Below are 22497 nucleotides of genomic sequence, written 5' to 3'. Positions count from 1 at the left end.
CCACAGAAATAGGCGCTACACGCGCACGGCAAAGCGAAGGGAAGCCAGCAATTGAGGGAATTTATCGATTTTTTCAGGGCTAGCTGGAGCGGGTAGCGGGAATCGAACCCGCGTATTCAGCTTGGAAGGCTGCTGCTCTACCATTGAGCTATACCCGCGGTGGTGATTTCGATCCGTGCAGAATGGTGGAGGGAGTTGGATTTGAACCAACGTAGGCGTAGCCAACGGATTTACAGTCCGTCCCCTTTAACCACTCGGGCATCCCTCCAGCTTTCTGCTAGGATCGAGCGACCAAGCTCTTCAGATTTCGCTGCGGCGAAGCGCCGTTGCGTCGTCTGTGGCGCGTATATGACGGCCTCATTCGTTTCTGTCAACACGCCCTTTCACGAATTTTCGGGAAAAAATTCAAACCTCTTTACGGCCCTGTGAATTATCGCGGGGGCTGGTGCGCGCCTCCCGGCGGAGATATAAGGCGCCATGAGCAAAGACGATCCCAAGAACAAATCCACCCGCGACACGCACTATGCCAACCTGCGCCGCGCCGTGCGCGACGCCAAGCGGGAGCGCGGCGAAATTCCGACCCCGCAGCAGCCGAGGCGCAAGAACCGCGGCGCGGACGACTGGAAGCCGCCGCAGCTAGCGCCCGATCAGGTGCATCTTTACGGCCTGCATACCGTGCGTGCCGCACTCGCCAATCCCGAACGGCAGATCGTCAAGCTCTCCGTCACCCAGAACGCCTTTGCGCGTCTCGATATCGGCGAGGCCGATGCCCAGCCCTTCCCGGTCGAGATGGTTTCCCCTCAGGATATCGACAGGGTCCTCGGCCCCGAGGCCATCCATCAGGGCGTGATGCTGGAAACCCGGCCGCTGCCGGTCAAGCGTCTCGGCGCGCTGAAGGACAGCCCGCTCATTCTCGTGCTCGATCAGGTCACCGATCCGCACAATGTCGGCGCCATCATGCGCTCGGCGGTCGCCTTCAACGCCGGCGCCGTCATCACCACCATGCGCCACAGCCCGACCGAGTCGGGCGTGCTGGCGAAATCGGCTTCCGGTGCGCTGGAGCTCATTCCCTATATCCAGATCACCAATCTGGCCGATGCGCTCGGCGAGCTGCACAAGCTCGGCTTCTTCTCCGTCGGTCTGGATTCGGAAGGCCCCGCCCCCATCGAGCAGACATTCAGCGGTGAAAAAATCGCTCTGGTGCTGGGCGCCGAAGGCAAGGGCCTGCGCCAGAAAACGCGCGAAACCGTCTCGGCGCTCGCCCGTCTCGATATGCCCGGCGAGATCAAATCGCTCAACGTTTCGAATGCGGCAGCCATCGCCCTTTATGCAACGCAGCAATTTCTGGGCAAAGCGTCGTCCTGACGCTTCGCCTTCCTTGCGAAATCACAAAGCGCAACGCATGCTGCGCTTTTTCGCAAGGAGCAAATTTCAACATGACCGAGCAGACCATCAAACCGACCGGCGAGCTGACGCTCAGAACGCTTGCCATGCCGGCCGACGCCAATCCCGCCGGCGATATTTTCGGCGGCTGGGTCATGTCGCAGATGGACTTGGCGAGCGGTATCCGTGCAGCGGAGCGTTCCCGCTGTCGCGTCGTCACCGCGGCGGTCAAGGAAATGGCCTTCGAACTGCCGGTGAAGATCGGCGACACGCTGTCCATCTATACCGACATCGCCCGCGTTGGCCGCACCTCCATCACCCTGACGGTGGAAGCCTGGGCGCAGCGGTCGCGTTATGACAAGCTGGAAAAAGTCACCGCCGGAACCTTCATCATGGTGGCGATGGACGAAAACGGACAACCCACGCCCATTCCGGCAGCGGAATAAGCGCGCTGCGGCGCTGGGCTCCAGCGCCGCTCAACAACAAGCAGCATCGGCATCCCACGCTTTGTCGGGATCGTTATTGCCCCTCACTTCCCGTCATTGTGTCGCGGTGACATTTCGCCGCAAATATGACATTCCGATTGCATGGGATTTATTCGCAGGATCATGCAGGACAGAAGTTCGGCTGGCGCCATCGCCATGCTGGCGGTTCTGCTTTTCCTTTTGCAGGGCCTCGCCAACGGCCTGACAAGCGGCAACATGGCGATGGCCGCGCTGGCGGCGGATGAGATCATCTGTTCCAGCCATTTGCCGGAAGGCGGCTCCGGCAAACAGAACCCTGCCGGCAAGATCGCAGACGACTGTTGCGGCACGCTCTGCCGTCTGGCTTCGGCCACAGCCGCCGCTCTTCCGGTTATTCCCGTCGAGCGCGCGGACAATATTCTCCCTGCGGTCGAAGTCACCTTCCTGAACATCGACGCGGCGTTGCCGCCATCGCCGCCCAATCTGGAATCGCGCCCACGCGCACCCCCCTCAGCTCCGCGACGCTAGAACACTGTCCGGCCTGCCGGAAAATCAATTCTCTTGCGGAGACATCCATGTCTGTTACGACCTCTTTCGAGGGCGAGCGTGCGCCTGCGCATTCCTCGTCCGCAAATCTTTACCGCGCCGTATGGCGCTGGCATTTCTACGCCGGTCTCTTCGTCCTGCCCTTCATGATATCGCTCGCCGTCACCGGTGCGCTTTATCTCTTCCGGGACGAGTTCGATAATCTCATCCACCCAGACCTGAAGCGGATCGAAGTGGTGCAAAACGCGCCGAAAGCGCTGCCTTCCGAGATCGTGAGTGCAGCACTTGCGGCCGTTCCCGGCGCAGCCGTCAAATATATCACCCCCGCCGATCCGGGCGCGTCGGCGGAAATCACCGTCAATACGGCGGATGGAAAGCGGGCCGTCTACGTCAATCCCTACACTGCTGAGGTTGCCGGCTCCCTGCCGGATCGCGGCACCGTCATGTGGACGATCCGCTATCTCCACAGCCTGAAATATTTCGGCACCTATGCCCGCTATCTGATCGAAATCGCTGCCGGCTGGTCCATCCTTCTTGTCGCCACCGGCATCTATCTCTGGTGGCCGCGAAAACAGACCGGCGGTGTCGTGACCGTGCGCGGCACGCCGAAAAAGCGGGTGTTCTGGCGCGATACCCATGCCGTCACCGGCATTTTCGTCGGCTTTTTCATCGTTTTCCTTGCGGTCACCGGCATGCCCTGGTCGGGCGTCTGGGGTGCGAAGATCAATGAATGGGCGAATGGCAGCAACTTCGGATATCCGGCGGGCATTCGCACCGATGTTCCGATGTCGGGCGAACATCTCGACCACGTGGCGAAGACAAGCTGGTCACTGGAGCAGGCGAAAATACCGGAATCCACCCATTCCGCCGAAGACCAGCCTATCGGGATCGACGAGGCGATAGCACGTTTCGACGCGCTCGGTCTTGCCGCCGGTTACGCTGTCTCCCTTCCGGGAAAACCGACGGGCGTTTATAGCGGCTCCGTCTATCCCGACGATCTGGCGCAGCAACGGGTCGTCCATCTCGATCAATATAGCGGCGAGCCGCTGATCGATATGAGCTACGCCGATTACGGCCCGCTCGGCAAGGCGCTGGAATGGGGCATCAACGTGCATCTGGGCCAGCAATATGGCCTTGCCAACCAGATCGTGCTTCTAGCGGCCTGTATCGGCATTGTGCTGCTTGCAGTGTCTGCCGGCATCATGTGGTGGAAACGCCGTCCGAAAGGGTCACTCGGCGTGCCGCCCCTCCCGCAGGAAAAACGCGTCCTGCACGGTCTGCTCGCCATACTCGCCATCGGCGGCATCATTTTCCCGCTGGTGGGCGCGAGCCTGCTGGCCATGATGGCGCTGGATCTGATCGTACAGTCGCGCCAGAAACGACGCGCGATCTGAAATGAAAACAGCCGGGCGAAAATCCCGGCTGTTCCCTGTTATCGGCAATGCGACGGCAACGGCTCTCAGAACATCGTATTGGTGTTCGCCGCCTTTTCCGGCACCTCCTGGATCACGTCCCAGTGCTCGGTGATCTTGCCGTCGGTAACCCGGAAAATATCGACGATGGCCCTGCCGCGATCGCCTTCATTTTCCGTCGAATGGATGTGCAGATAGACCAGATCGCCATCCGTGGCGCTACGCACGATCCGTGCTTTCGACTGCGGGTTTTCCTTGAAGTGGCCGGTGAAATAATCCACGAACGGCTTCTTGCCATCCGGCACCATCGGGTTGTGCTGCTTGTAGCTGTCGACGAGGACGGCGGCGCCCTTGTCAACCTCATGCTTGTTGAAGACCGTATCGTAGAACTCGATCACCAGTTTGCGGTTGGCTTCTTCCTGCGCGAAGTCCCGTGCTGCGGTTTGCGCCAGAACGGGCGCTGCCATCAAGGCGGGCACGAGAGCGAATGCGGCGATGGCAAGACGGCGTGTTACGAAATTCATGGGTGTTACCTCTCAATAACCGACGGTGAAACGCTGGCGGGAATGCTGCGGCTTCTCGATTTCATCGACAAGCGCGATGGCATAGTCTTCGAAGGAAATGCGGCTGCCCTCATCGTTGCTGAGGAGATTATCCTTGCCGATGCGGAATTTGCCCGTTCTTTCGCCCGGCACGAATTCGGCGGATGGCGACAGGAAGGTCCAGTCGAGCTGCTTTTCCTGTTTCAGCCGGTCCAGGAACTCCGCGCCCTTGGTCGCTTCGGCCTTGTAGGCGGCCGGGAAATCCGGCAGGTCGACCACACGCTGGCCCGGCGCAATTTCAAGGCTGCCGGCGCCGCCGACGACGAAATAGCGCTGAACGCCGGAGGCGCGCACTGCCTCGATCAGCGTTGCCGGATCGCTGGCGGTGAAATGCACCGAACTGATCACGGCATCGTGACCCTTCAGCAGTTCCGAAAGCCCTGCCTGATCGAAAACATCGCCCTTCTTTGCCACCACATTCGGCAGGCTGGCGATCTTTTCGGGATTGCGGGCGATTGCCGTCACCTGATGTCCCCGGTCGGAAAGTTCCTTCAGAATACGGGACCCGGCATTGCCGGAAGCGCCGATGAGCGCGATTTTAGCCATGGCTTCTTTCCTCTTGTCACTATCGTTACCGGTCTAGATTATAGACCGCGAAGAAGAGCTATGGTATCGCAGCCATAGCCGCAAGAAGTCAGCGGCGGCTGATCTGGTCACATGGCGATGACCTGCAAGGGTAAAAGGGCAAGGGGTAAGGACATGGCGGATACGCAGACGAAAGAGGTTTTTGCCTTCGACCAGCCCTGCCCCATCCGCGATGTGCTCGACCGTATCGGCGATCAATGGAGCCTTTTGGTTCTGGAAGCCCTGCAGGGCGGCGTGCTGCGCTTCAACGAGCTGAACCGCAGGATCGACGATATTTCCAAGCAGATGTTGTCCCGCACGCTGAAACGGCTGGAAGAAGATGGCTTCATCCGCCGCACGCTTTATGCGGAGGTGCCGCCGCGCGTGGAATATGAGCTGACCAATCTCGGCCGCTCGTTTCTGGTGCCGATGCAATTGCTGGTGCAATGGGCTGACGAGAACCACGTTCGCATCTGCAAGGCCCGCCTGCAATATTCCGAAAACGACAATCGCGGCTGATCCGGAAGCAGGCCGCGTCTAGCCCAGCCGGTAAACCTTGCAGACCAGCCCTTCCGGTTGGCGATAGGTCGTAAATCCCATAGCGTCGTAATAGCTTTGGCCGAGCATGTTGTCCGCACCGATACTGGCATCGATATTCTGAATACCCCGCGCCTCCGCCGCCCTGCGCGTTGCCGCGAAGAGGGCGGATCCCACACCTCTTCGTGCCGCCTGCGGGCTGACATGGGTGCCGATGATGCCCCAGCCTTCCGCCACGCCATAGGGATTGTCCGTGCGCGCATAACGCAGCGACTGGAAGCCCAGTATACGCCCGTCATCGTCCTCGGCGACCGAGCATTCGATACGGTCGGCGTGCTGGAGGTAATTCTCCAGCACGGCCGTAATGTCCGTCGGCGCTTTTCGGAGGCCGGCCGAGAATATCTCATTCTGAACCGCCGCCATTCCCGTTGCATCGTCAACTGTCGCAGGCCGTATTTTCATCGATACATCACCTCATATCCGTTGCGACTGGTTCCGGGCCGGCAAGCGCCGGGTATTTATTCCTTTTCAGGAGCGGAAAATGAAGGACGCACCGAAAGCGATCAGCGCGAAACCGATCACGTGGTTGATAGTGATGCTTTCCTTAAGCCAGAAGATCGAAAACAGCGCGAAGACCGCGAGCGTGATGACTTCCTGAATGGTTTTGAGCTGCGCGGTCGAATAGACCTCCGAACCGATGCGGTTGGCGGGAACGGCAAGCACATATTCGAAGAAGGCGATGCCCCAGCTGGCGACAATCGCCAGGAAGAGCGCGCTGCCCTTGTGCTTGAGATGGCCGTACCAGGCGAAGGTCATGAAAACATTGGAGGCGATGAGCATCAGGACAGGCCAGATATGGGCAGGGCTGATTGAGAACGGCATGATGGGTCCTGGAAAAAAGGGAGGGATGTCATGAAATGCGGCAGGAGAAGGCAGTCAGAAGGAAACCCTCATTCCGCCCGTATGGATTTGCTCTAGCGCATCCGCCCGAAAACCGAAATCGATTTCCGACGGATTTGAACAAAGCTGTCTTCAGCCGCTACGCAACGCATCCGGCCGAATTTTGTTCCGCACGCTTCGTTTCCTTTTTGTACTCATTTTTTCACCACATCCCCTTCCCTTTATGCGTGACTCCCTCCATATTTCGCCTATGGCCAGATCACCGAAAAACTCCACCTCCTCGCCCTCGGGCTTCGAGGAAGCTCCGCAATCGTCCTTCGAAGGCGCGCCGCTCAGCGGCAGCGTCGCCGATTGGGTGAAGCAGCTCGAGGCGGAAGCGGAGGCTTCCTCCGTGGAAACCCAGCGCGAAATCGCCTCGAAGGCGGGCAAGCACCGCAAGAAGATCGAGATCGAAGCGCGCAAGGAGGCCCAGAAAGCCCCCCCGAAGACGGCCAAGAACACCACGGCCTCCAAGACCGCACGCGGCGTTTCCATCGGCGCATCGAGCGATCCGAAAACCCGCGCCGCCGCCGGTCTCAATCCGGTCGCCGGCATGGACGTATCGCTGGAGGATGCCGCCAACCTCGCGCCCGGCGCCGTCACCGCCACGGTGGACGCGCTGTCGAAACTGATCGAGAGCGGCAATCCGCTGTTCAAGGACGGCAAGCTGTGGACGCCGCACCGCCCGGCCCGCCCGCCAAAATCCGAAGGCGGCGTCGCCATCCGCATGGCTTCGGACTACAAGCCCGCCGGCGACCAGCCGACGGCCATCAACGACCTCGTAGAAGGTATCAATTCGGGCGAACGCAGCCAGGTGCTGCTCGGCGTTACCGGCTCGGGCAAGACCTTCACCATGGCCAAGGTGATCGAGGCGACGCAGCGCCCGGCTGTCATCCTCGCGCCCAACAAGACGCTGGCCGCGCAGCTATATTCGGAGTTCAAGAACTTCTTCCCCGATAATGCGGTGGAATATTTCGTCTCCTACTACGATTATTATCAGCCGGAAGCCTATGTGCCGCGCTCCGATACCTTCATTGAGAAGGAATCCTCGATCAACGAACAGATCGACCGGATGCGCCACTCCGCCACCCGCTCGCTGCTGGAACGCGACGACTGCATCATCGTCGCCTCGGTTTCGTGCATCTACGGTATCGGTTCGGTCGAGACCTATACGGCCATGACCTTCCAGATGCAGGTGGGTGACCGGTTGGACCAGCGCCAGCTTCTGGCCGACCTCGTGGCCCAGCAATACAAACGCCGCGACATGGATTTCCAGCGCGGCTCGTTCCGCGTGCGCGGCGATACCATCGAAATCTTCCCCGCCCACCTTGAGGATGCCGCCTGGCGCATATCGATGTTCGGCGACGAGATCGATTCCATCACCGAATTCGACCCCTTGACGGGCCAGAAGACCGGTGACCTGCAATCGGTGAAAATTTACGCCAATTCGCACTATGTGACCCCACGCCCGACGCTGAACGGCGCGATCAAGTCGATCAAGGAAGAATTGAAGGGCCGCCTCGCCGAACTGGAAAAGGCCGGGCGTCTGCTGGAAGCCCAGCGGCTGGAGCAGCGTACCCGCTACGATATCGAGATGCTGGAAGCGACCGGCTCCTGCGCCGGCATCGAGAACTATTCGCGTTATCTCACCGGCCGCAATCCCGGCGAGCCGCCGCCGACTTTGTTCGAATATATCCCTGATAATGCCCTGCTGTTCATCGACGAAAGCCACGTCTCCGTCAGCCAGATCGGCGGCATGTATCGCGGCGACTTCAGGCGCAAGGCGACGCTGGCCGAATATGGCTTCCGCCTGCCCTCCTGCATGGACAACCGGCCGCTGCGCTTCGAGGAATGGGACGCAATGCGCCCGCTCACCGTGGCGGTTTCGGCAACCCCCGGCTCATGGGAGATGGAACAGTCCGGCGGCGTCTTCGCCGAACAGGTCATCCGCCCGACCGGCCTCATCGACCCGCCGGTGGAAGTGCGTTCTGCCCGCAGCCAGGTCGACGATGTTCTCGGCGAAATTCGCGAGACCGCCGCCAAGGGTTATCGCACGCTGTGCACCGTGCTGACCAAACGCATGGCCGAGGACCTGACCGAATATCTGCATGAACAGGGCGTCCGCGTCCGTTACATGCACTCGGATATCGACACGCTGGAGCGCATCGAAATCATCCGCGACCTGCGCCTCGGCGCCTTCGACGTGCTCGTCGGTATCAACCTGCTGCGTGAAGGCCTCGACATTCCCGAATGCGGTTTCGTCGCCATCCTCGATGCAGACAAGGAAGGCTTCCTGCGCTCGGAAACCTCGCTGATCCAGACCATCGGCCGTGCCGCCCGTAACGTTGACGGCAAGGTCATCCTTTATGCCGACAACATCACGGGCTCGATGAAGCGGGCGATGGAGGAAACCTCCCGCCGCCGCGAAAAGCAGATGGCCTATAATGCCGAACACGGCATCACGCCGGAATCGGTTAAGGCGAAGATTTCCGACATTCTTGATTCTGTTTATGAGCGCGATCACGTAAGGGCCGATATTTCTGGCGTTTCCGGCAAGGGCTTCGCCGATGGCGGCCATCTCGTCGGCAACAATCTTCAGGCCCATCTCAACGCGCTGGAAAAATCCATGCGCGACGCCGCAGCCGATCTCGACTTCGAAAAGGCCGCCCGCCTGCGCGACGAAATCAAACGCCTCAAGGCCGCCGAACTGGCGACCATGGACGACCCGATGGCCAAGGAAGAGGCCCGCGCCATCGAAGGCGGCGGAAAAAACAACAGACGCAGCCACTTGTCGATCTCCCCACCGGAGGGCGAGACATCCGGCGGGACGGAGACGGGTGCCGCAGCGAACGAAAGCGGCAAATCCCTCTTCGCCAAACCCTCGCTGGATGAAATGGGCCCCGGCTCGGATGCGGGAAAACCGCTGTTCCGCAGGAACACGCTGGATGAGATGACGGTGGGCAGGACCGAAAAACCCGTGCGCGGCGCAGTGCCCGACAAGCCCGAGACCGAGCCCGGCAAACGGTTCTCACCGTTGCTGGAAGGCCAGCCGGAGCGCGCCACGGACGATCCCCGACCGCTGGTTCGTGGCAAGATCGGCGCAGGTTCCTATGAGGACGCCGGCGAGCAGAAGCGCAAGAGCCGAACCAAGGGCAAGACGGGCCGGCCGGGGCGGTGACGCACGCGCCCGCGATATTCGATGCCAGCAGGCATATGTATTGCGAAACACATGACCGGAGCACCCGCGCGCTCCGGCAGCGGCGATCAGCTTTCGCACTGCCTGATCCGCGCTGCGACCTGATCCGGACCAAAAACTTTCACCAAGTCGGCATCCAGGGCCATGGCAATGTAGTCATCATTTTCCGCCGACTTGATGTAGGTAGAGAAATAGATCGGACCGGTCGGGAGGACCCCCGCGACACAGGCGCGCAATATCTCGATCTCCGTGCTTCCCCTGATGCGTTGACCCTTGATGCGGGAACGGCGCACGTTGATATGGTCTGGAAATGGCAGCAGGGAGCGACCGCATGTATCAAAAAAATCTGGCGGCATTCTGCCTCCTCGTCACCTACACTCCGGCCTTTGCCGGACAGATCGAGGATGCGACCTTCCATAGTCCCGCCCTGAACGCGCCGCTCCCCGTCAACATCTATCGCCCGGACGGCGTGCCGCCGGGAAACGGCTGGCCGGTGCTTTACCTCCTGCACGGCCACGATGGCGACCAGAACAGCTGGCGCGATCTCGGCAATATCGAAAAGACGCTCGATACGCTCATCGCTGCCGGCGCCATCCGCCCGCTGGTTGTCGTCATGCCCGGCGTCAAGAACAGCTGGTATGTGGATTCCGCCGCTGTCGGCGGCCCCGGCGATTACGAAACGGCCCTGACCGGCGATCTGCGCCACCAGATCGAGAAAACGCTGCCGGTGCGGAAAGATCGGCAAGGCCGCGCCATCGCCGGCCTCTCCATGGGCGGTTTCGGCGCCCTGCATCTCGCCTATGGCCATGAAGACCTCTATGACGCAGTGGCCAGTCTGTCGGGCGCCATCTGGCAGAATGTCCCCGCCTCCGATCTCGACAAGACGCCGGCCGAACTCAAGCTCATTCAGGACAGCGCCTTTTTCCACCGGGTCGACCGCACCACCGTCACCAGCGGCATCGTGCTTCCCTCAACCGGGGACCATTTCTCCGGAGCCTTCGGCACACCTTTCGATGCAAGGCTCTTCAACGAAAAGAACGTATTCACCCTCGTTGCACAGCATGTGGCCGAAAGCCAGGATTTGCCTGCCACCTATCTGACCGTCGGCGACGATGACGGCTTCTTTCTCTGGCGCGGCGCCATCGCCCTGCACGAGACGCTGCAAGCCGACAAACGCAAATCCGAGCTGCGAGTGACCGACGGCGATCACGTCTGGTCGGTGTGGAAGGTCTCGATTATCGACGCGCTGAAGTTCATCGATGGGGAATGGGACAAGGCTGCCGACAAAGCCAAGGATTGAGGCGTGGGCCTCTTTCTCGTCGCCGGATAGGTCCATTACTTTCCGGCCCGCTTTTTCCCGCTCTTCCCCACCGCGTTCAACGCCACCGCTGCCCGGATCAGCGCCGCCAGCGCCTCCTCATCCACGACATCCCCCTCGTGAAAATCAATCGCCCGCCGTGTGTTTCCCTCCAGACTTGAATTGAACAGGCCTGCCGGGTCCTCCAGCGAGGCTCCTTTGGCGAATGTCATCTTCACCGCGTTCTTGTAGGTTTCGCCGGTGCAGAGGATGCCCGCATGCGACCAGACCGGCACGCCGCGCCATTTCACCTCTTCCACCACCTCCGGATCGGCCTTCCTGATCACCGCGCGAATATGCGCGAGCGTCTCACCGCGCCAGTCGCCGAGTTCCGCGATCTTCCGGTCGATGAAGTCCGATGGTGCGGTCTCCTCTGCATCTTTCGCCACCGTGTTTTTCGCCATGACATCCTCCCGATTTCGACGCACGCCTGATCCTTTTTTTCAGCATAGACGAAATTTTCCTGTCCTCCCATGAGGAACCAAATCCGCCTCCCGCCGTTTCCTCCCCGAACGCAACGTTCAGCATACAAAGGGAAGAAACATCATGAAAATCAATGTCATCGCTCTCGCTGCCGCAGCAGCGCTCTCCTCTTCCGTGGCTTTTGCCCAGACGGCCGCCACTGCTCCTGCTGCCGGCGCGGACGCCACTTTGTCCGGCCCCGGCATTACCATGGGCACCAAGGCCAGCGGCCCGCTGAAGTTCGTCAATGTCCAGAAGACCGACCTCACCGCCTCCCAGCTCGATGGCATGGACATCTATAACGCCCAGAACGAAAACATCGGTGAAATCGAAGATGTCGTCATCGGTGACGGCAAGTCCGTGATCGGCCTTGTGGCCAGCGTCGGCGGCTTCCTCGGCATCGATAAGAGCTATGTGGTGCTCGACCCGGCTTCCGTTGCGGTCCACAACGACAACGGCACCTGGAAGGCCTATGTCGACACCACCAAGGAAGCGCTTCAGAACGCTCCGAAGCTCGATTACGACAAGCTGGACGACTGATTACCCCTGCAGTCCGCAAGCTTGTCCCCCCGCGCCCTGTCGCGGGGGTTTTCATATGTGGCGACCTATCGGAAAACCCGGCACTCCCCGCAGGAGGGCCCTTGCCTGAGGGCGCGGCTCTCGCCTATCTTCGGCGCGCAAATCACCAAGGATCGCTGCGTGCCCGCCAATAGCCTCTTTTCCTTTGCCATCAGCACCGCCATCACGCTCGGCGCCCTGCCGCTGTCAGCGCAGGCGGCCGACTGGAAACCGGCCGAGCAGATAAAAACCTATGCCATCAGCGGCAATACGGGCGGCGCGCTTTATCAATCGATCGGCGAGCGCGGCCCGACCGCCGGCGTGCAGGCCATCGCCCACACCACCTTCAAGCTGACATGGCGGCGGGATTACCGTCCGCAGCCGGATGGCGCCTGCGTGCTGGCCACCGCAAGGCCCAATCTCACTATCATCTACACCTGGCCGAAAGCGCCCGCCAATCTGCCGCCCGCAGTCGCCGCCAGCTGGAGGACCTTCATTTCCGGCGTGGAAACCCACGAACGCGTCCATGGTGACCATATTCTCGACATGGTGAAAAAGATCGAAGCCTTCAGCATCGGGCTGAGGGCGGAGAACGATGCCAAATGCCAGAAGGTGCGCGCCGTTCTGCAACAGCGTCTGGGTGAGCTTTCCAACGAGCAGCGCCAGCGCGGCCGCGATTTCGACCGGGACGAGCTTTCCCCCGGCGGGCGGGTGCATCAGCTCATCCTCGCCCTCGTCAACGGCCCCTGAACGGCCGCCTATTCCGCCGCCTCGCCTTTCAGCAAGGGCTCGGCCAGCGTCACGCTTTCCAGCTCGTAGGAATAACCTTCGAGCATCGTATAGGCCTGTTCGATTGCCTCGATCTGGGCTTCGGCATTACGGATGGCTTCGGCGATGGACTGGCTGCGGGCGCGCAGCATCGAACTCAGCACATCGGTTTCCGGCTTGCGGCCGAGACGGTCCATATGTTTGCGAACCCGGGTGCGGTGCCGTTCCAGCTCGAGAATATGGAAACGGCTTTTCAGAATATCGTCGGTCAGCTTGCGGCGCATGGCGGCCACGGGGTCGAAACTGCCAGGTTCGCGTTCGTCCAGAATGAATTCATTCACCAGCGTTTCCAGCATCAGCAGGCCCTTGAGGTCCTTGGCGTCGGCAAGCTGCGGATCGTAACCGGTATCGTCGAATACCTTACGGCGCACCGGATCCTTCAGCAGCTCATAGGCCGTCTGCAGACGCGCGAATTGCTCGGCATCGCCGCCGCTATCGGGATGCGCGGCCTTGGCCACCTTGCGGTAGGCCGACTTGATCGCCGCCTCGTCGGCATCGCGCTCCACGCCAAGCAAAACATAGGGATCAATCACAAAAACACCTTCAAACGCAAACTGTTACCCGCATGCCCAACACCGCTCCCGTCTGGCACGCGGGCGGATCATAGGCCAATTCCGCCCGGCGCGGCACCCCGCCCCGGCGGTTAAACCGGCAAAGCCCACACAAAGCCTCGCCGCGCGCCGCATCGGAACGGGCGGAAAAGCCCTTGATGCCGAAATTTGTCGGACCCAAGGCGACTATAATGACAGGCAGGACAAAATTGTGGAAAGCGGCGGCAAAACATGCCGCACGGTTTCGCACAGCACCTGCCGCAGCCGGCGGAAAAACACCGCAGGAAGAAGCGTAACCGGCGCGTTTTCAGGGGGTTATGGTGAAAAGACGTCAACGGGTGTAAGCTTGGCCTTTGGATTAGAAGGGAGGATGATCCGATGCCGCAAACGATTACCCAGACCGTCACGGACTATGTCCATGCCATGGCCTATGCGGATGAGAGCCTGATGCGTGACGTTTTCGACCCGCGCGCCAGCATCGTCGGAACCTTCGAAGGCGAGATCGAATGGCTGTCCCTGGAGGACTTTGTCGACCAGATGCGCAAAAGCGAACGCGGCCTCCCCGATCACGATCCCGCTTTTGAAATCATGGGCATCGACAAGGAAGGCGACAGCGCCTCGGTGAAGCTGACGACCCGTTTCGACGGTATGGATTTTTACGAATATCTGTCCCTGCTGGAACGCGACGGCAACTGGTCTATCGTGCACAAGCTCTATCACATAAAGCCGTAGGCGATCATCGAAACCGCCACGCTGCATTGTGCGCTTGCGCGTTCCACTCGCAGGGCCGTCCCGCGATCCGGTTATTTTGCCGCTGAAAGAACTAGAACAGGTCGCTGTAGATCGCTGTTATCCAGAGCGCGTTAAAGAAGAGCCAGATAACACCGAGCCACATGATTTTGCGGCTGCTATCGGTTCTCATCGCCACAATCGCGATAAGCAGACCGCCGACTATCCTTGCCAGATACCATGGCCCGAGCTGTTCGAAATGTTCCCTGCCCTTGATGTAGGTGTCCACCAGATCAAAGACGAACGAGGCGGCAAACAGGGCAAAGAACGCATGTCGCCTGCGCACGAAAAAACTTTCCCGTTCGGACAGCTCCTGAATGTGATCGGGATAAAGCAGCGTCGACATCAAAAAGAACAGCGACGTGTAGACCAGAACGAAAATGTAAATCCAGAAATTCCAGTTGTGGATCAGCCGCAGGGCAAATTCCCACCACCAGAAATGGACAGCTCCCAGAAGCAGGGCAATCGACCAGACGATCTGCGCATGCATACGGTCGGTTTTCTGCGGCTCCTGCAGCCTTCTGGAAAGTCCGGACAACACCCTGGTAATGGCCAGGCCGAGGATGAGGCTTACCAATATCCGCAAATGACCATATGCATCCATTGAAAGCGCCCGCTGTTGCTCAACTTATCTGCCGAACAATATGCTTAAACCTTGGGGCTTTACAACTCTGGCGGATGCCCCGCCCTTCCCGATCTCGCCTTCTAGTGGGCTAAACCGGCTTCCCGATGCGAGAGTCTCCCGGGCTGGCAGGCCGAAGCCAGTCACTCCAGTTTCATCAGGGCTCAACCACCGGCAGCGGCAAACGCAAAGCGTCACCCGTCACACGGTTCATTCAACCAAATAGATTTCAGGATTAAGCGATTGATTTTACTGGTGCCCCCGGCAGGGTTCGAACCCGCGACCCCCTGATTACAAATCAGGTGCTCTACCAACTGAGCTACAAGGGCAAGCCAGTGCCTTGCCAACTATCAGATTCTGACTTGGTGTAAAGTAAAAACTAACGCCGTGGCATCGACAAACCGCTTTTCCACACCGTCGCCGGCCGGGCTGTCTTCATGATCGCAATTGTAGCAGAAGGCCCGGAAAATAAGCGAAGTATTTACGCAGCACCACTAGAATGGCGATGAAACATAACCATTCCAGTGAGAACAACGCATCATATGCGCGCGAGCATACAGAAAATCCAGCTGACGGGCACGATCATCATCGCCGTAAGCTCCATCCTGCTGGCAACCCTTGCCGCGCTGCCCAGCGTCTATAATTATCTGCGCTATCGCACCAATGCCGCGCAGCTCAGCCGCTTTGAAACCGCTCTCCAGTCCGCATGGCTGGTGTCGGCCGAGCGAGGCCCCGCCAATAATTTGATGGGTGCATCCGTGCCGGATGCAAGGCTGACAGAAGGGCTTGCCGCCGCGCGCAAGGCAACGGACGACAAGCTGTCGGAGCTGGAGAAATCCTTCGCCAACGATATCAGAACACAGCCTGAACTGGCGAAGTCGCTTGCTGATACCCGCCAAAAGCTCGAGCAATCGCGAGAGCTGGTCGATCAGGTTGCCGCGCTCCCCCCTGACGCGCGTAACCACGGCGCGATGTCCAATGCGATTGCATCAATGTTCAAGGCGGCGGACAGCGTCAATCTGCTGCGCGGCAGGGCCGCACGCGCCATCATCAAGGTGACGCCCGACGTGGCGATCGACATCGCCATGACGGGCACGGCGGGCGTGATGCGCGACCGTATCGGTCGCCTCGGTTCCTATGTCATCATGAGTCTCAAGGCGAACAGGCAGGAAAAGCTCGGTTATCGCGCCAAGTTCGATACCGAGATGCAGAGCCTGCTGTCGCTGAAAGCATCGCTGACCAATTATACCGCCGCCTATCTCTCGACGCCGCGGCTGGACGGCGCATTGCGCGATCTTGAAACCCAATATTTCGGTCAGGCTTTACGTTACGCGCAGAACACGATCGTGATGGCGGTGCCATCCGCCCAGCCAAGCGCACTTGAGTTCTCCAGAAACTATATTGCCGGCATGCGGTCGTCCGACACCCTGCGCGACCTTATTCTGTCCGAAACGCGCGCGCGGATCGAAAAGAAAAAGCAGGAGGCCCTGATCTATGGCGGAACCTCGCTCTTTCTCGCCGGCATCGCTGTGCTGGTGCTGTTGCGGCTGACATCCGTTTACAAAACCGCGCTGTTCCGTCCCATGCAATCCGTCCAGACGCAGATCGCCGCCATCGCCGGCGGTGATCTTTCCGAGGGCCGTCATGAGGACAGGGTTGCGCCGGAAGTGAAGAAGATGTTCGAGGAACTGGATTTCCTGCGCGAACAGCTTCGCCAGAAGGGCGAAATGGAAAACCAGCAGCGTGCGCTGGCCGAGCAGCTGCGCACCCTTTCCGAAACCGACGCACTGACGGGCGTCTTCAACCGCCGCGCACTCGAAAAGGCGGTTCGCTCCATATTGACGGGCGAGGAGCAATGTCAGTCGCTCGGCGTGATGATTGTCGATATCGACCATTTCAAATCGATCAACGACCGTTACGGCCATGCCATGGGTGACATCGCGCTTCAGAAGACCGCTGGCCTGTTGCGCAGCGCATTGCGCAAGAACGACATTCTCGCCCGATATGGCGGTGAGGAATTCGTCGTCGTGCTGCAGGATGTCAGCCACGCCACGGCGACGGCCACGGCCGACCGCCTTCGCCGCCTGATCGAAGCCCAGACCATCGATGAGCAAAGCGGCCTGTCGCTGACGGCAAGTTTCGGCGTGGTCTGGCAGGAAGCGCGTGCGATCAACAGCTGGGACGAGTTGATCGCCATCGCCGACGACCGGCTTTACGAAGCCAAGCGTGCGGGCCGCAACCGGGTCTGGGCAACCTATTTCCCAAAGGTCGCGAACGGCTAACAACATCGCCGGCGGCGGACTTCGCTTCGACTAGATCAAATCCAGTGTCATGACCACGGGGCAATGATCGGAAGCCTTGGGGCGATCCCAGCCGGTGCGGGGATAACGTTCGACCTCCTGCCCCGGCGGGAATATCGTCCGGAAAGGTTGCCCATTGCGAATGATTTCGGGAACATGCGTGGCGTTCGTCTCCGCCAGACGCGGGGACAGCCAGATATAGTCGAGCTGGCACAGATGCTGCTCCTGCGGCCCGCGTGAATGGTAAAGCGTCCAGCGATCCATGACGTCACGGCGCATCATCGGATTGACCACGAAACCATCGGCCGAGAGGATATCGAGCGCGCTGCGCTCCTCCTCGACGGGCGCGAAGCTGTAACCGCTGCGCCTGTCGCCGGAAATCGCGACACGCTCCTGATAATCGTTCAGATCGCCGCAGATTGCGAAATTCTTGTTGTGGGTATTGCCCACACCCCAGCGGTTTTCAATGATACGGCGCACGGCCATGGCCTCCGCCTCGCGGATCGGCATGGTGGCGATGCGGGCGTCAACCGCATCGCGGGCATTGGTCATGGATTTGAAATGCGTGACGTAAAGCGTCAGCGGCTTGCCACCGATCCTCAGATCGATTTCCAGGCAATCCCGTTTGAAAATCTTGTCATCGATCTGGTTTGTGGCGGCAAGCGCTGGATTGAAGAGATCGAGATTGCGATAGGTCAGCGCCGCATGGCTCTTGATGTCGACCACCTCGATCCTGTCGCCGTCCCGCGTCTCCTCGCGCATGACGACGGCGACATCGATGCCGCGGCTGTCATTGCCCTCGACCAGATATTTCTGCAGGTAGCCATTGCCGACCATGCGATAGAGATAGCCATATTCGAAGGCCTGCAGCGCGGCCATGTTGTCCACTTCCTGCAGGCAGAGAATATCGGCATCCGCATCGGCGATGGCGAGTGCCGAAAGCTGGCGCGTGTCGTCGGTGGAAGAGACCATCCGCGCGCTTTCCAGCGCCTGATAGGTCGCCTCGTCGCGAATATCGAAAAGCTGGATCGCCCTGTCGCGCCGCGTCTGGTTGCGAAAGCCGGTGAAATCGAAACGGGTGAGGAGATTTTCGATATTGAAGGTGGCAAGCCGAAGCGACATGAATCAATCCTATTGCTACAGGGAAGCTTAGCCGGTGTCGCTCCGCCTCGCCAGTAGCCAGGGCAACGTCCTTCACCCGCCCTTGTTCCTGTGCATGGCACAGGAAGCCAGTCACCCCATGTCCTTGGGCTGAAAGGACTCTTTTCGCCGCGCAGACGCGCGTCGGCTGGATACCTGTGACAAGCACAGGGATGAGGGACGGAACGCCTATCAGCCCCGAATACCGATACACTGTCCTTGCATGTTAGAGCCGCCACGCCGCGCGAATGGCCACCGGCAGACGGTCTCCGACTGCAACCGCTTCGCGCGAATAGGCTCTGAGCGCCTGCCCATCCGGCAGGTGGAGACGCAGGGCATAACGCTCGCCCTCGTAGAGAACCGAGGTGACGGTGCAGGCGATGCCCTCTGCATCCCGCACCACATCCTGTGGCCGCACAAGAATATCCGCGTGCGGCGATTGCCCGCCGCTCTCCATCGCTGCCCTAAGCAACGACCAGTCGAGATCGCGCGAAGTCCCTTCGGGCGCCGGCAAGGTCACGATCGCCCCCTGCCCCACCAGCGAGCCGACCAGCCTGCCTTCGGGCCGCGCATAAAGCTCCGCCGGTGGCGCGACCTGCAACAGCCTGCCCTGCGACATCACGGCGACATCGGTTGCCAGCGCCATGGCTTCCGCCTGATCGTGGGTGACATAGATCATCGTCGCACCGGAGCGGATGTGGAACTCGCGGAATGTCTCCTCCATCTCCTGCCTGAGATGCCGGTCGAGATTGGCGAGCGGCTCATCGAGCAGCACCACGTCAGGCTCGGTAACGAGGCAGCGCGCGAGCGCCACGCGCTGCCGCTGGCCACCGGACAATTCGGCGGGACGGCGATCGGCGAAGCTCTCGAGGCGGACGGCGGCAAGCGCCTGACGCACCTTGTCGCGATATTTCTCACCTGAAATACCGCGCACCTTCAAGGGATAACCGGCATTGTCGGCAACCGACATATGCGGCCACAGCGCATAGGACTGGAACACCATCGCCATGTTGCGCCGCTCCGGCGGCACCATGCTGCCGGCATCGGCCAGCACCCGCTCGCCGAGCAGGATGGAACCGTCGGTCGGCTGTTCGAAACCGGCGATCATGCGCAGCACCGTCGTTTTGCCGCAGCCGGAAGGCCCGAGAAGAGCGAGAAAACCGCCGTCACGCACCGTCAGCGACACATCGTCCACGGCTGGTTTCGAACCGGCACCAAAACTCTTCGACAGGCGGTTGAGGATCAGTTTCGCCAAGGGACCACTCCTTTCGGCAGATGGCGCCCCAGAATTTCCAGCAGAGCCATGAGGAAAATCACCATGATGACGACAAGCACCGAAAGTGCCGAGGCAAGATCGAAGCTGCCGCTGTCATCGAGGTTGTAGATGAGCACGCCGAGCGTCTGGGTGCCGGCCGACCACAGCAGCGCCGAGACTGTCAGCTCGTTGCAGGCGATCAGGAAAACGAGGATGACCGATGCCCCCGCCGCAGGCCCGACCAGCGGCAGGATGATATCCTTCAGCCGCCGCCAGAAACCGGCGCCGGAGAGCCTTGCTGCCTCTTCCAGCGACGGATCGAATTGCAGGAAGGCGCTGACCATGGGTTTCAGGCTGACGGCGAAGAAGGAGGAGAAATAGGCGAGCAGAATGATCCAGATCGTGCCGTAAAGCGTGATGCCGACAAGCGGGATGGGGGCCGCGAAAAGCAGCACGAAGGAGACGGAAATCACCACCCCCGGCAACGCATAGGGAATATCCACCAGCGCCGAAAGCAGGAACATGAAACGGCTCTTGCCGCGCACCAGAAAATAGGCCGTCAGCACCGTCACCGCCAGCAAGCAAAGCGAGGTGGCGGTCGCCAGAAACAACGAGTTGCGGAAGGCGGTACGCGTCACGCTCTGGCGGTAAAGCAATTCCTCATAGGCATGCAGCGTCGCTGTCTTGAGGCTGAGCGGCACGCCATAGGCAGGCGCAAGCGAGCTTGCCACCAGTGCCGTCAGCGGCGCCACCAGCATGAAGAACAGCACGAGCCACAGGGCAAGCTCCGCCGGCACCCGCCACAGCCCAAGCCGGAATGTCGCCGCCTTGCCGGAAAGACCGATGATGCGATAGTCCCTGCCCTTCATCGCCCGTTCCTGAAGCGCAAGCCCGGCGACGGAGATGATTGCGATCATGGTGGAGAGGATGGCAATATCGCCGAATGTGCTGGTGCCGAAACTGGCAAAACGGCTGTAGATCAGCGTCGGCAGGGTAAAGATCGAGGCGGGGATGCCGAGGATCGCCGGAATGCCGAAATTGCCCACACTGGAGACGAAGGAAATTGCCGCCCCGGCGATCAATCCCGGCGTCGACAGCGGCAGGATGATATCGAACAGCACCCGGCGCGGCGAAGCGCCGGAGAGCTTCGCAGCCTCGATGCCGTCCTGCGGCAAAGCGAGCAGACCGGCCCGCAGCGACAGATAGACGAGCGGCGCGTGCTGCACACCGAGCAGCAGCGCGATACCCGCTATCGAATAAAGCGGCTGCGGCGATCCCATCGGCGGCGCAAGGCCAATAGCCTTCAACAGCGTGCTCGAAGGACCAGTCATGCCGATCCACGACAGCGCCGTCACCTGCGGCGGTATCATCATCGGCAGCATGAACAGGAAGCTTAGGATCGACTTGCCGCGAATATCGCAAAGCGTCAGCGAAAGCGCGAAGGCACCGCCGATGCCGAGCGAAATCAGCATGCCGAAAAACGAGGTGGAGAGCGTGTTCAGCGCCGAATCCCAAAGGGCAGGATCGGCGAGAAGCCGCCATATGTCACCATTAAGTGACGAGATGACGCCGGTATAGGCGAGCCGCCCGAGCGGCAGGGCGCTGAGCGCAAAAACAACGCTGACCACAAAAGGAAACAGCCAGCGCGGCTGGCTGCTTCCATAGGCATTGGAACGGGTCATTCCGCTATATCAGCCCTTGGAGCCGAAGATGTCGGAGAAGGTCTTCAGGTCCTGTTCGGAATTCTTCAGCGCATCGGCAGCGTTGAGCGGCAGAACCTTGATCTTGTCGCGGGCCGGGAAACCTTCCGGCATGCCGGCATCGGCACGCACGGGAATGTAACCGAGCTTGACGAAGCCCTGCTGGCCCTTTTCGGACAGCACGTAGTCGACGAACTTCTTCGCGGCTTCCTCGTGCTTGGTGCCCTTGATGATCGCGACCGGCTCGGTGACGGCCGAAACACCCTCTTCCGGGAAAACGAACTCGACCGGCGCGCCCTTCGCCTTTTCGCGGATCGGCATGTAATCGACGACCACGCCATAGGCCTTTTCGCCCGACGCGACGGACTTCAGAACCGCGCCGTTGCCACCGCCGGAGATGGCTTCATTGGCCTTCAGTTGCTTGTAGTAATCCCAGCCGAGGCCGTTTGCGGCGGCAAGCGTCTGCGCATGGATCAGCGCTGCACCGGACGTCAGCGGGCTTGGCATGGTCACCAGCCCCTTGGCTTCCGCCTTGGCCAGATCCTTCCAGCTCGTCGGCTTCATTGCGGCGGCTGTGTTGTACATGATGCCTGTCGTGATGAGCTTGGTGGAATAATAGAAGCCGTCCGCATCATAAAGCGAGGCGTCGATATTCTTGGCTTCCGTGGACTTGTGGGCGAGAAGCTGGCCAGCCTGCTTCATGCGCTCCAGCGTCACGGTATCGGCGATCAAAAGCACGTCGGCAACCGGATTGCCGGCATTGATCTCGGCCATCAGCTTGGCCATGATCTTCGGCGTTCCGTCACGCACCCATTCAACCTCGAGACCGGGATTGGCGGCCTTGAAACCATCAACGGTCGCCTGCGCGTCCTCGTTGGGCTGGCTGGTGTAGAGCACCAGATCGGCGGCATTGGCGGCGGTGGCGATGAAGCCGAGCGACACGATGGCGGTGAAAGCGGAGAGCAGCGTTTTCATGGGTCCAGTCCCTGTTGTTTGGTGGGACCGCTAAAACATGATTGCATAACATGTATGTGACAGGCAGGATTTTTGGGGTGGGATCTTTTGGGGCCATCGCGGTTAGGAGTAACAATGCCCCTTGGCGCCTGCGGCTCACCCCCCTCTGCCCTGCCGGGCATCTCCCCCTCAAGGGGGGAGATCGGCAAGAGGCGCTGACAGCACTTCATTTTCAACTGTTGCGATAGGCAATAACTTACCGCGAGTCGATCTCCCCCCTTGAGGGGGAGATGTCCGGCAGGACAGAGGGGGGTAAGCCGCACCCTCTACCGCTGCCG

General features: G+C 60.4%; 23 protein-coding genes and 3 tRNA genes. 11 read left to right on the top strand and 15 right to left on the bottom strand.

What is annotated here, in order from left to right:
• Positions 1-84 precede the first annotated feature (84 nt).
• A tRNA-Gly gene (locus PH605_RS14635) sits at positions 85-158 on the bottom strand.
• Positions 159-183: 25 nt separating this feature from the next.
• A tRNA-Tyr gene (locus tag PH605_RS14630) sits at positions 184-268 on the bottom strand.
• Positions 269-477: 209 nt separating this feature from the next.
• Here PH605_RS14630 and rlmB point away from each other — a divergent pair.
• The 4 genes from rlmB to PH605_RS14610 all read left to right on the top strand — a co-directional run bounded on the left by rlmB (position 478) and on the right by PH605_RS14610 (position 3787).
• Complete coding sequence (gene rlmB / locus PH605_RS14625) at positions 478-1365, top strand: 23S rRNA (guanosine(2251)-2'-O)-methyltransferase RlmB (protein WP_065655876.1); 888 nt, start codon at positions 478-480, stop codon at positions 1363-1365.
• 71 nt (positions 1366-1436) lie between these two features.
• Entirely contained in the window at positions 1437-1829 is a 393-nt protein-coding gene (locus tag PH605_RS14620) for an acyl-CoA thioesterase (protein ID WP_063949081.1), read from the top strand.
• A gap of 141 nt (positions 1830-1970) precedes the next feature.
• On the top strand, positions 1971-2375 hold the full coding sequence (locus PH605_RS14615) for a DUF2946 family protein (protein ID WP_142845315.1): 405 nt from the start codon (positions 1971-1973) through the stop codon (positions 2373-2375).
• Positions 2376-2422: 47 nt separating this feature from the next.
• Positions 2423-3787 carry a PepSY-associated TM helix domain-containing protein gene (locus tag PH605_RS14610; protein ID WP_142845314.1) on the top strand — a complete coding sequence of 455 codons (1365 nt, stop codon included), beginning with the start codon at positions 2423-2425 and terminating at the stop codon, positions 3785-3787.
• A gap of 65 nt (positions 3788-3852) precedes the next feature.
• Here PH605_RS14610 and PH605_RS14605 read toward each other — a convergent pair whose 3' ends face one another.
• Complete coding sequence (locus tag PH605_RS14605) at positions 3853-4329, bottom strand: nuclear transport factor 2 family protein (RefSeq protein WP_065655873.1); 477 nt, start codon at positions 4327-4329, stop codon at positions 3853-3855.
• Positions 4330-4341: 12 nt separating this feature from the next.
• Entirely contained in the window at positions 4342-4953 is a 612-nt protein-coding gene (locus PH605_RS14600) for an NAD(P)-dependent oxidoreductase (protein ID WP_065655872.1), read from the bottom strand.
• Positions 4954-5106: 153 nt separating this feature from the next.
• Between PH605_RS14600 and PH605_RS14595 the strand changes: the two genes are divergently transcribed.
• Positions 5107-5490, top strand: coding sequence for a winged helix-turn-helix transcriptional regulator (locus PH605_RS14595; RefSeq protein WP_065655871.1), 384 nt, complete (start codon positions 5107-5109; stop codon positions 5488-5490).
• A gap of 18 nt (positions 5491-5508) precedes the next feature.
• Here PH605_RS14595 and PH605_RS14590 read toward each other — a convergent pair whose 3' ends face one another.
• Positions 5509-5931: a GNAT family N-acetyltransferase gene (locus PH605_RS14590; RefSeq protein WP_080856533.1), complete on the bottom strand. Its 423-nt coding sequence runs from the start codon at positions 5929-5931 to the stop codon at positions 5509-5511.
• Between the two features lie 105 nt (positions 5932-6036).
• Complete coding sequence (locus tag PH605_RS14585) at positions 6037-6390, bottom strand: DMT family protein (protein ID WP_003507620.1); 354 nt, start codon at positions 6388-6390, stop codon at positions 6037-6039.
• A 268-nt stretch (positions 6391-6658) separates the two neighbouring features.
• Here PH605_RS14585 and uvrB point away from each other — a divergent pair, with 268 nt between their 5' ends.
• Positions 6659-9625 carry an excinuclease ABC subunit UvrB gene (gene uvrB / locus PH605_RS14580; RefSeq protein ID WP_142845313.1) on the top strand — a complete coding sequence of 989 codons (2967 nt, stop codon included), beginning with the start codon at positions 6659-6661 and terminating at the stop codon, positions 9623-9625.
• 86 nt (positions 9626-9711) lie between these two features.
• On the opposite strand, the gene PH605_RS14575 is transcribed toward uvrB, so the two are convergent.
• A complete protein-coding gene (locus PH605_RS14575) occupies positions 9712-9999 on the bottom strand; it encodes a hypothetical protein (RefSeq protein WP_236780872.1) in 288 nt (95 codons plus the stop codon).
• On the opposite strand from PH605_RS14575, the gene PH605_RS14570 reads away from it, so the two are divergent.
• Entirely contained in the window at positions 9975-10943 is a 969-nt protein-coding gene (locus PH605_RS14570) for an alpha/beta hydrolase (protein WP_142845312.1), read from the top strand. The genes PH605_RS14575 and PH605_RS14570 overlap by 25 nt on opposite strands.
• 35 nt (positions 10944-10978) lie before the next feature.
• Here the strand turns inward: PH605_RS14570 and PH605_RS14565 are convergent, their stop codons facing one another.
• A complete protein-coding gene (locus tag PH605_RS14565; RefSeq protein WP_080857048.1) occupies positions 10979-11404 on the bottom strand; it encodes a DUF1801 domain-containing protein in 426 nt (141 codons plus the stop codon).
• A gap of 142 nt (positions 11405-11546) precedes the next feature.
• On the opposite strand from PH605_RS14565, the gene PH605_RS14560 reads away from it, so the two are divergent.
• Complete coding sequence (locus tag PH605_RS14560; protein WP_142845311.1) at positions 11547-12002, top strand: PRC-barrel domain-containing protein; 456 nt, start codon at positions 11547-11549, stop codon at positions 12000-12002.
• 159 nt (positions 12003-12161) lie between these two features.
• Positions 12162-12770: a DUF922 domain-containing Zn-dependent protease gene (locus tag PH605_RS14555; RefSeq protein WP_065655865.1), complete on the top strand. Its 609-nt coding sequence runs from the start codon at positions 12162-12164 to the stop codon at positions 12768-12770.
• 8 nt (positions 12771-12778) lie between these two features.
• On the opposite strand, the gene PH605_RS14550 is transcribed toward PH605_RS14555, so the two are convergent.
• Complete coding sequence (locus tag PH605_RS14550) at positions 12779-13381, bottom strand: J domain-containing protein (RefSeq protein WP_003522436.1); 603 nt, start codon at positions 13379-13381, stop codon at positions 12779-12781.
• A gap of 396 nt (positions 13382-13777) precedes the next feature.
• Here PH605_RS14550 and PH605_RS14545 point away from each other — a divergent pair, with 396 nt between their 5' ends.
• On the top strand, positions 13778-14131 hold the full coding sequence (locus tag PH605_RS14545; protein ID WP_003522435.1) for a nuclear transport factor 2 family protein: 354 nt from the start codon (positions 13778-13780) through the stop codon (positions 14129-14131).
• Positions 14132-14222: 91 nt separating this feature from the next.
• On the opposite strand, the gene PH605_RS14540 is transcribed toward PH605_RS14545, so the two are convergent.
• Together PH605_RS14540 and PH605_RS14535 are read right to left on the bottom strand one after the other, a co-directional pair.
• The gene (locus tag PH605_RS14540; protein WP_065655864.1) at positions 14223-14792 is read right to left on the bottom strand and encodes a hypothetical protein; all 570 of its coding nucleotides are present in this window, start codon (positions 14790-14792) and stop codon (positions 14223-14225) included.
• 271 nt (positions 14793-15063) lie between these two features.
• A tRNA-Thr gene (locus PH605_RS14535) sits at positions 15064-15139 on the bottom strand.
• Positions 15140-15352: 213 nt separating this feature from the next.
• Between PH605_RS14535 and PH605_RS14530 the strand changes: the two genes are divergently transcribed.
• Positions 15353-17092 carry a GGDEF domain-containing protein gene (locus PH605_RS14530; RefSeq protein ID WP_065655863.1) on the top strand — a complete coding sequence of 580 codons (1740 nt, stop codon included), beginning with the start codon at positions 15353-15355 and terminating at the stop codon, positions 17090-17092.
• 30 nt (positions 17093-17122) lie between these two features.
• On the opposite strand, the gene PH605_RS14525 is transcribed toward PH605_RS14530, so the two are convergent.
• The 4 genes from PH605_RS14525 to PH605_RS14510 all read right to left on the bottom strand — a co-directional run bounded on the left by PH605_RS14525 (position 17123) and on the right by PH605_RS14510 (position 22180).
• Positions 17123-18232: an endonuclease/exonuclease/phosphatase family protein gene (locus PH605_RS14525; RefSeq protein WP_065655862.1), complete on the bottom strand. Its 1110-nt coding sequence runs from the start codon at positions 18230-18232 to the stop codon at positions 17123-17125.
• 244 nt (positions 18233-18476) lie between these two features.
• Positions 18477-19505 (bottom strand): ABC transporter ATP-binding protein, encoded by a 1029-nt coding sequence (locus PH605_RS14520; protein ID WP_080856538.1) that lies wholly within the window; start codon positions 19503-19505, stop codon positions 18477-18479.
• Positions 19493-21187: an ABC transporter permease gene (locus PH605_RS14515; RefSeq protein WP_142845310.1), complete on the bottom strand. Its 1695-nt coding sequence runs from the start codon at positions 21185-21187 to the stop codon at positions 19493-19495. Before PH605_RS14515 ends, PH605_RS14520 begins: the two co-directional genes overlap by 13 nt.
• A gap of 9 nt (positions 21188-21196) precedes the next feature.
• Positions 21197-22180 (bottom strand): ABC transporter substrate-binding protein, encoded by a 984-nt coding sequence (locus PH605_RS14510; RefSeq protein WP_142845309.1) that lies wholly within the window; start codon positions 22178-22180, stop codon positions 21197-21199.
• Positions 22181-22497 lie beyond the last annotated feature (317 nt).

Source organism: Agrobacterium sp. CFBP 3001 (genome assembly GCF_027871605.1).
Classification (GTDB): Bacteria; Pseudomonadota; Alphaproteobacteria; order Rhizobiales; family Rhizobiaceae; genus Agrobacterium; species Agrobacterium leguminum.
The sequence above is the reverse complement of the archived record's forward strand: the minus strand, read 5'-3'. Positions and strand labels throughout refer to the sequence as shown.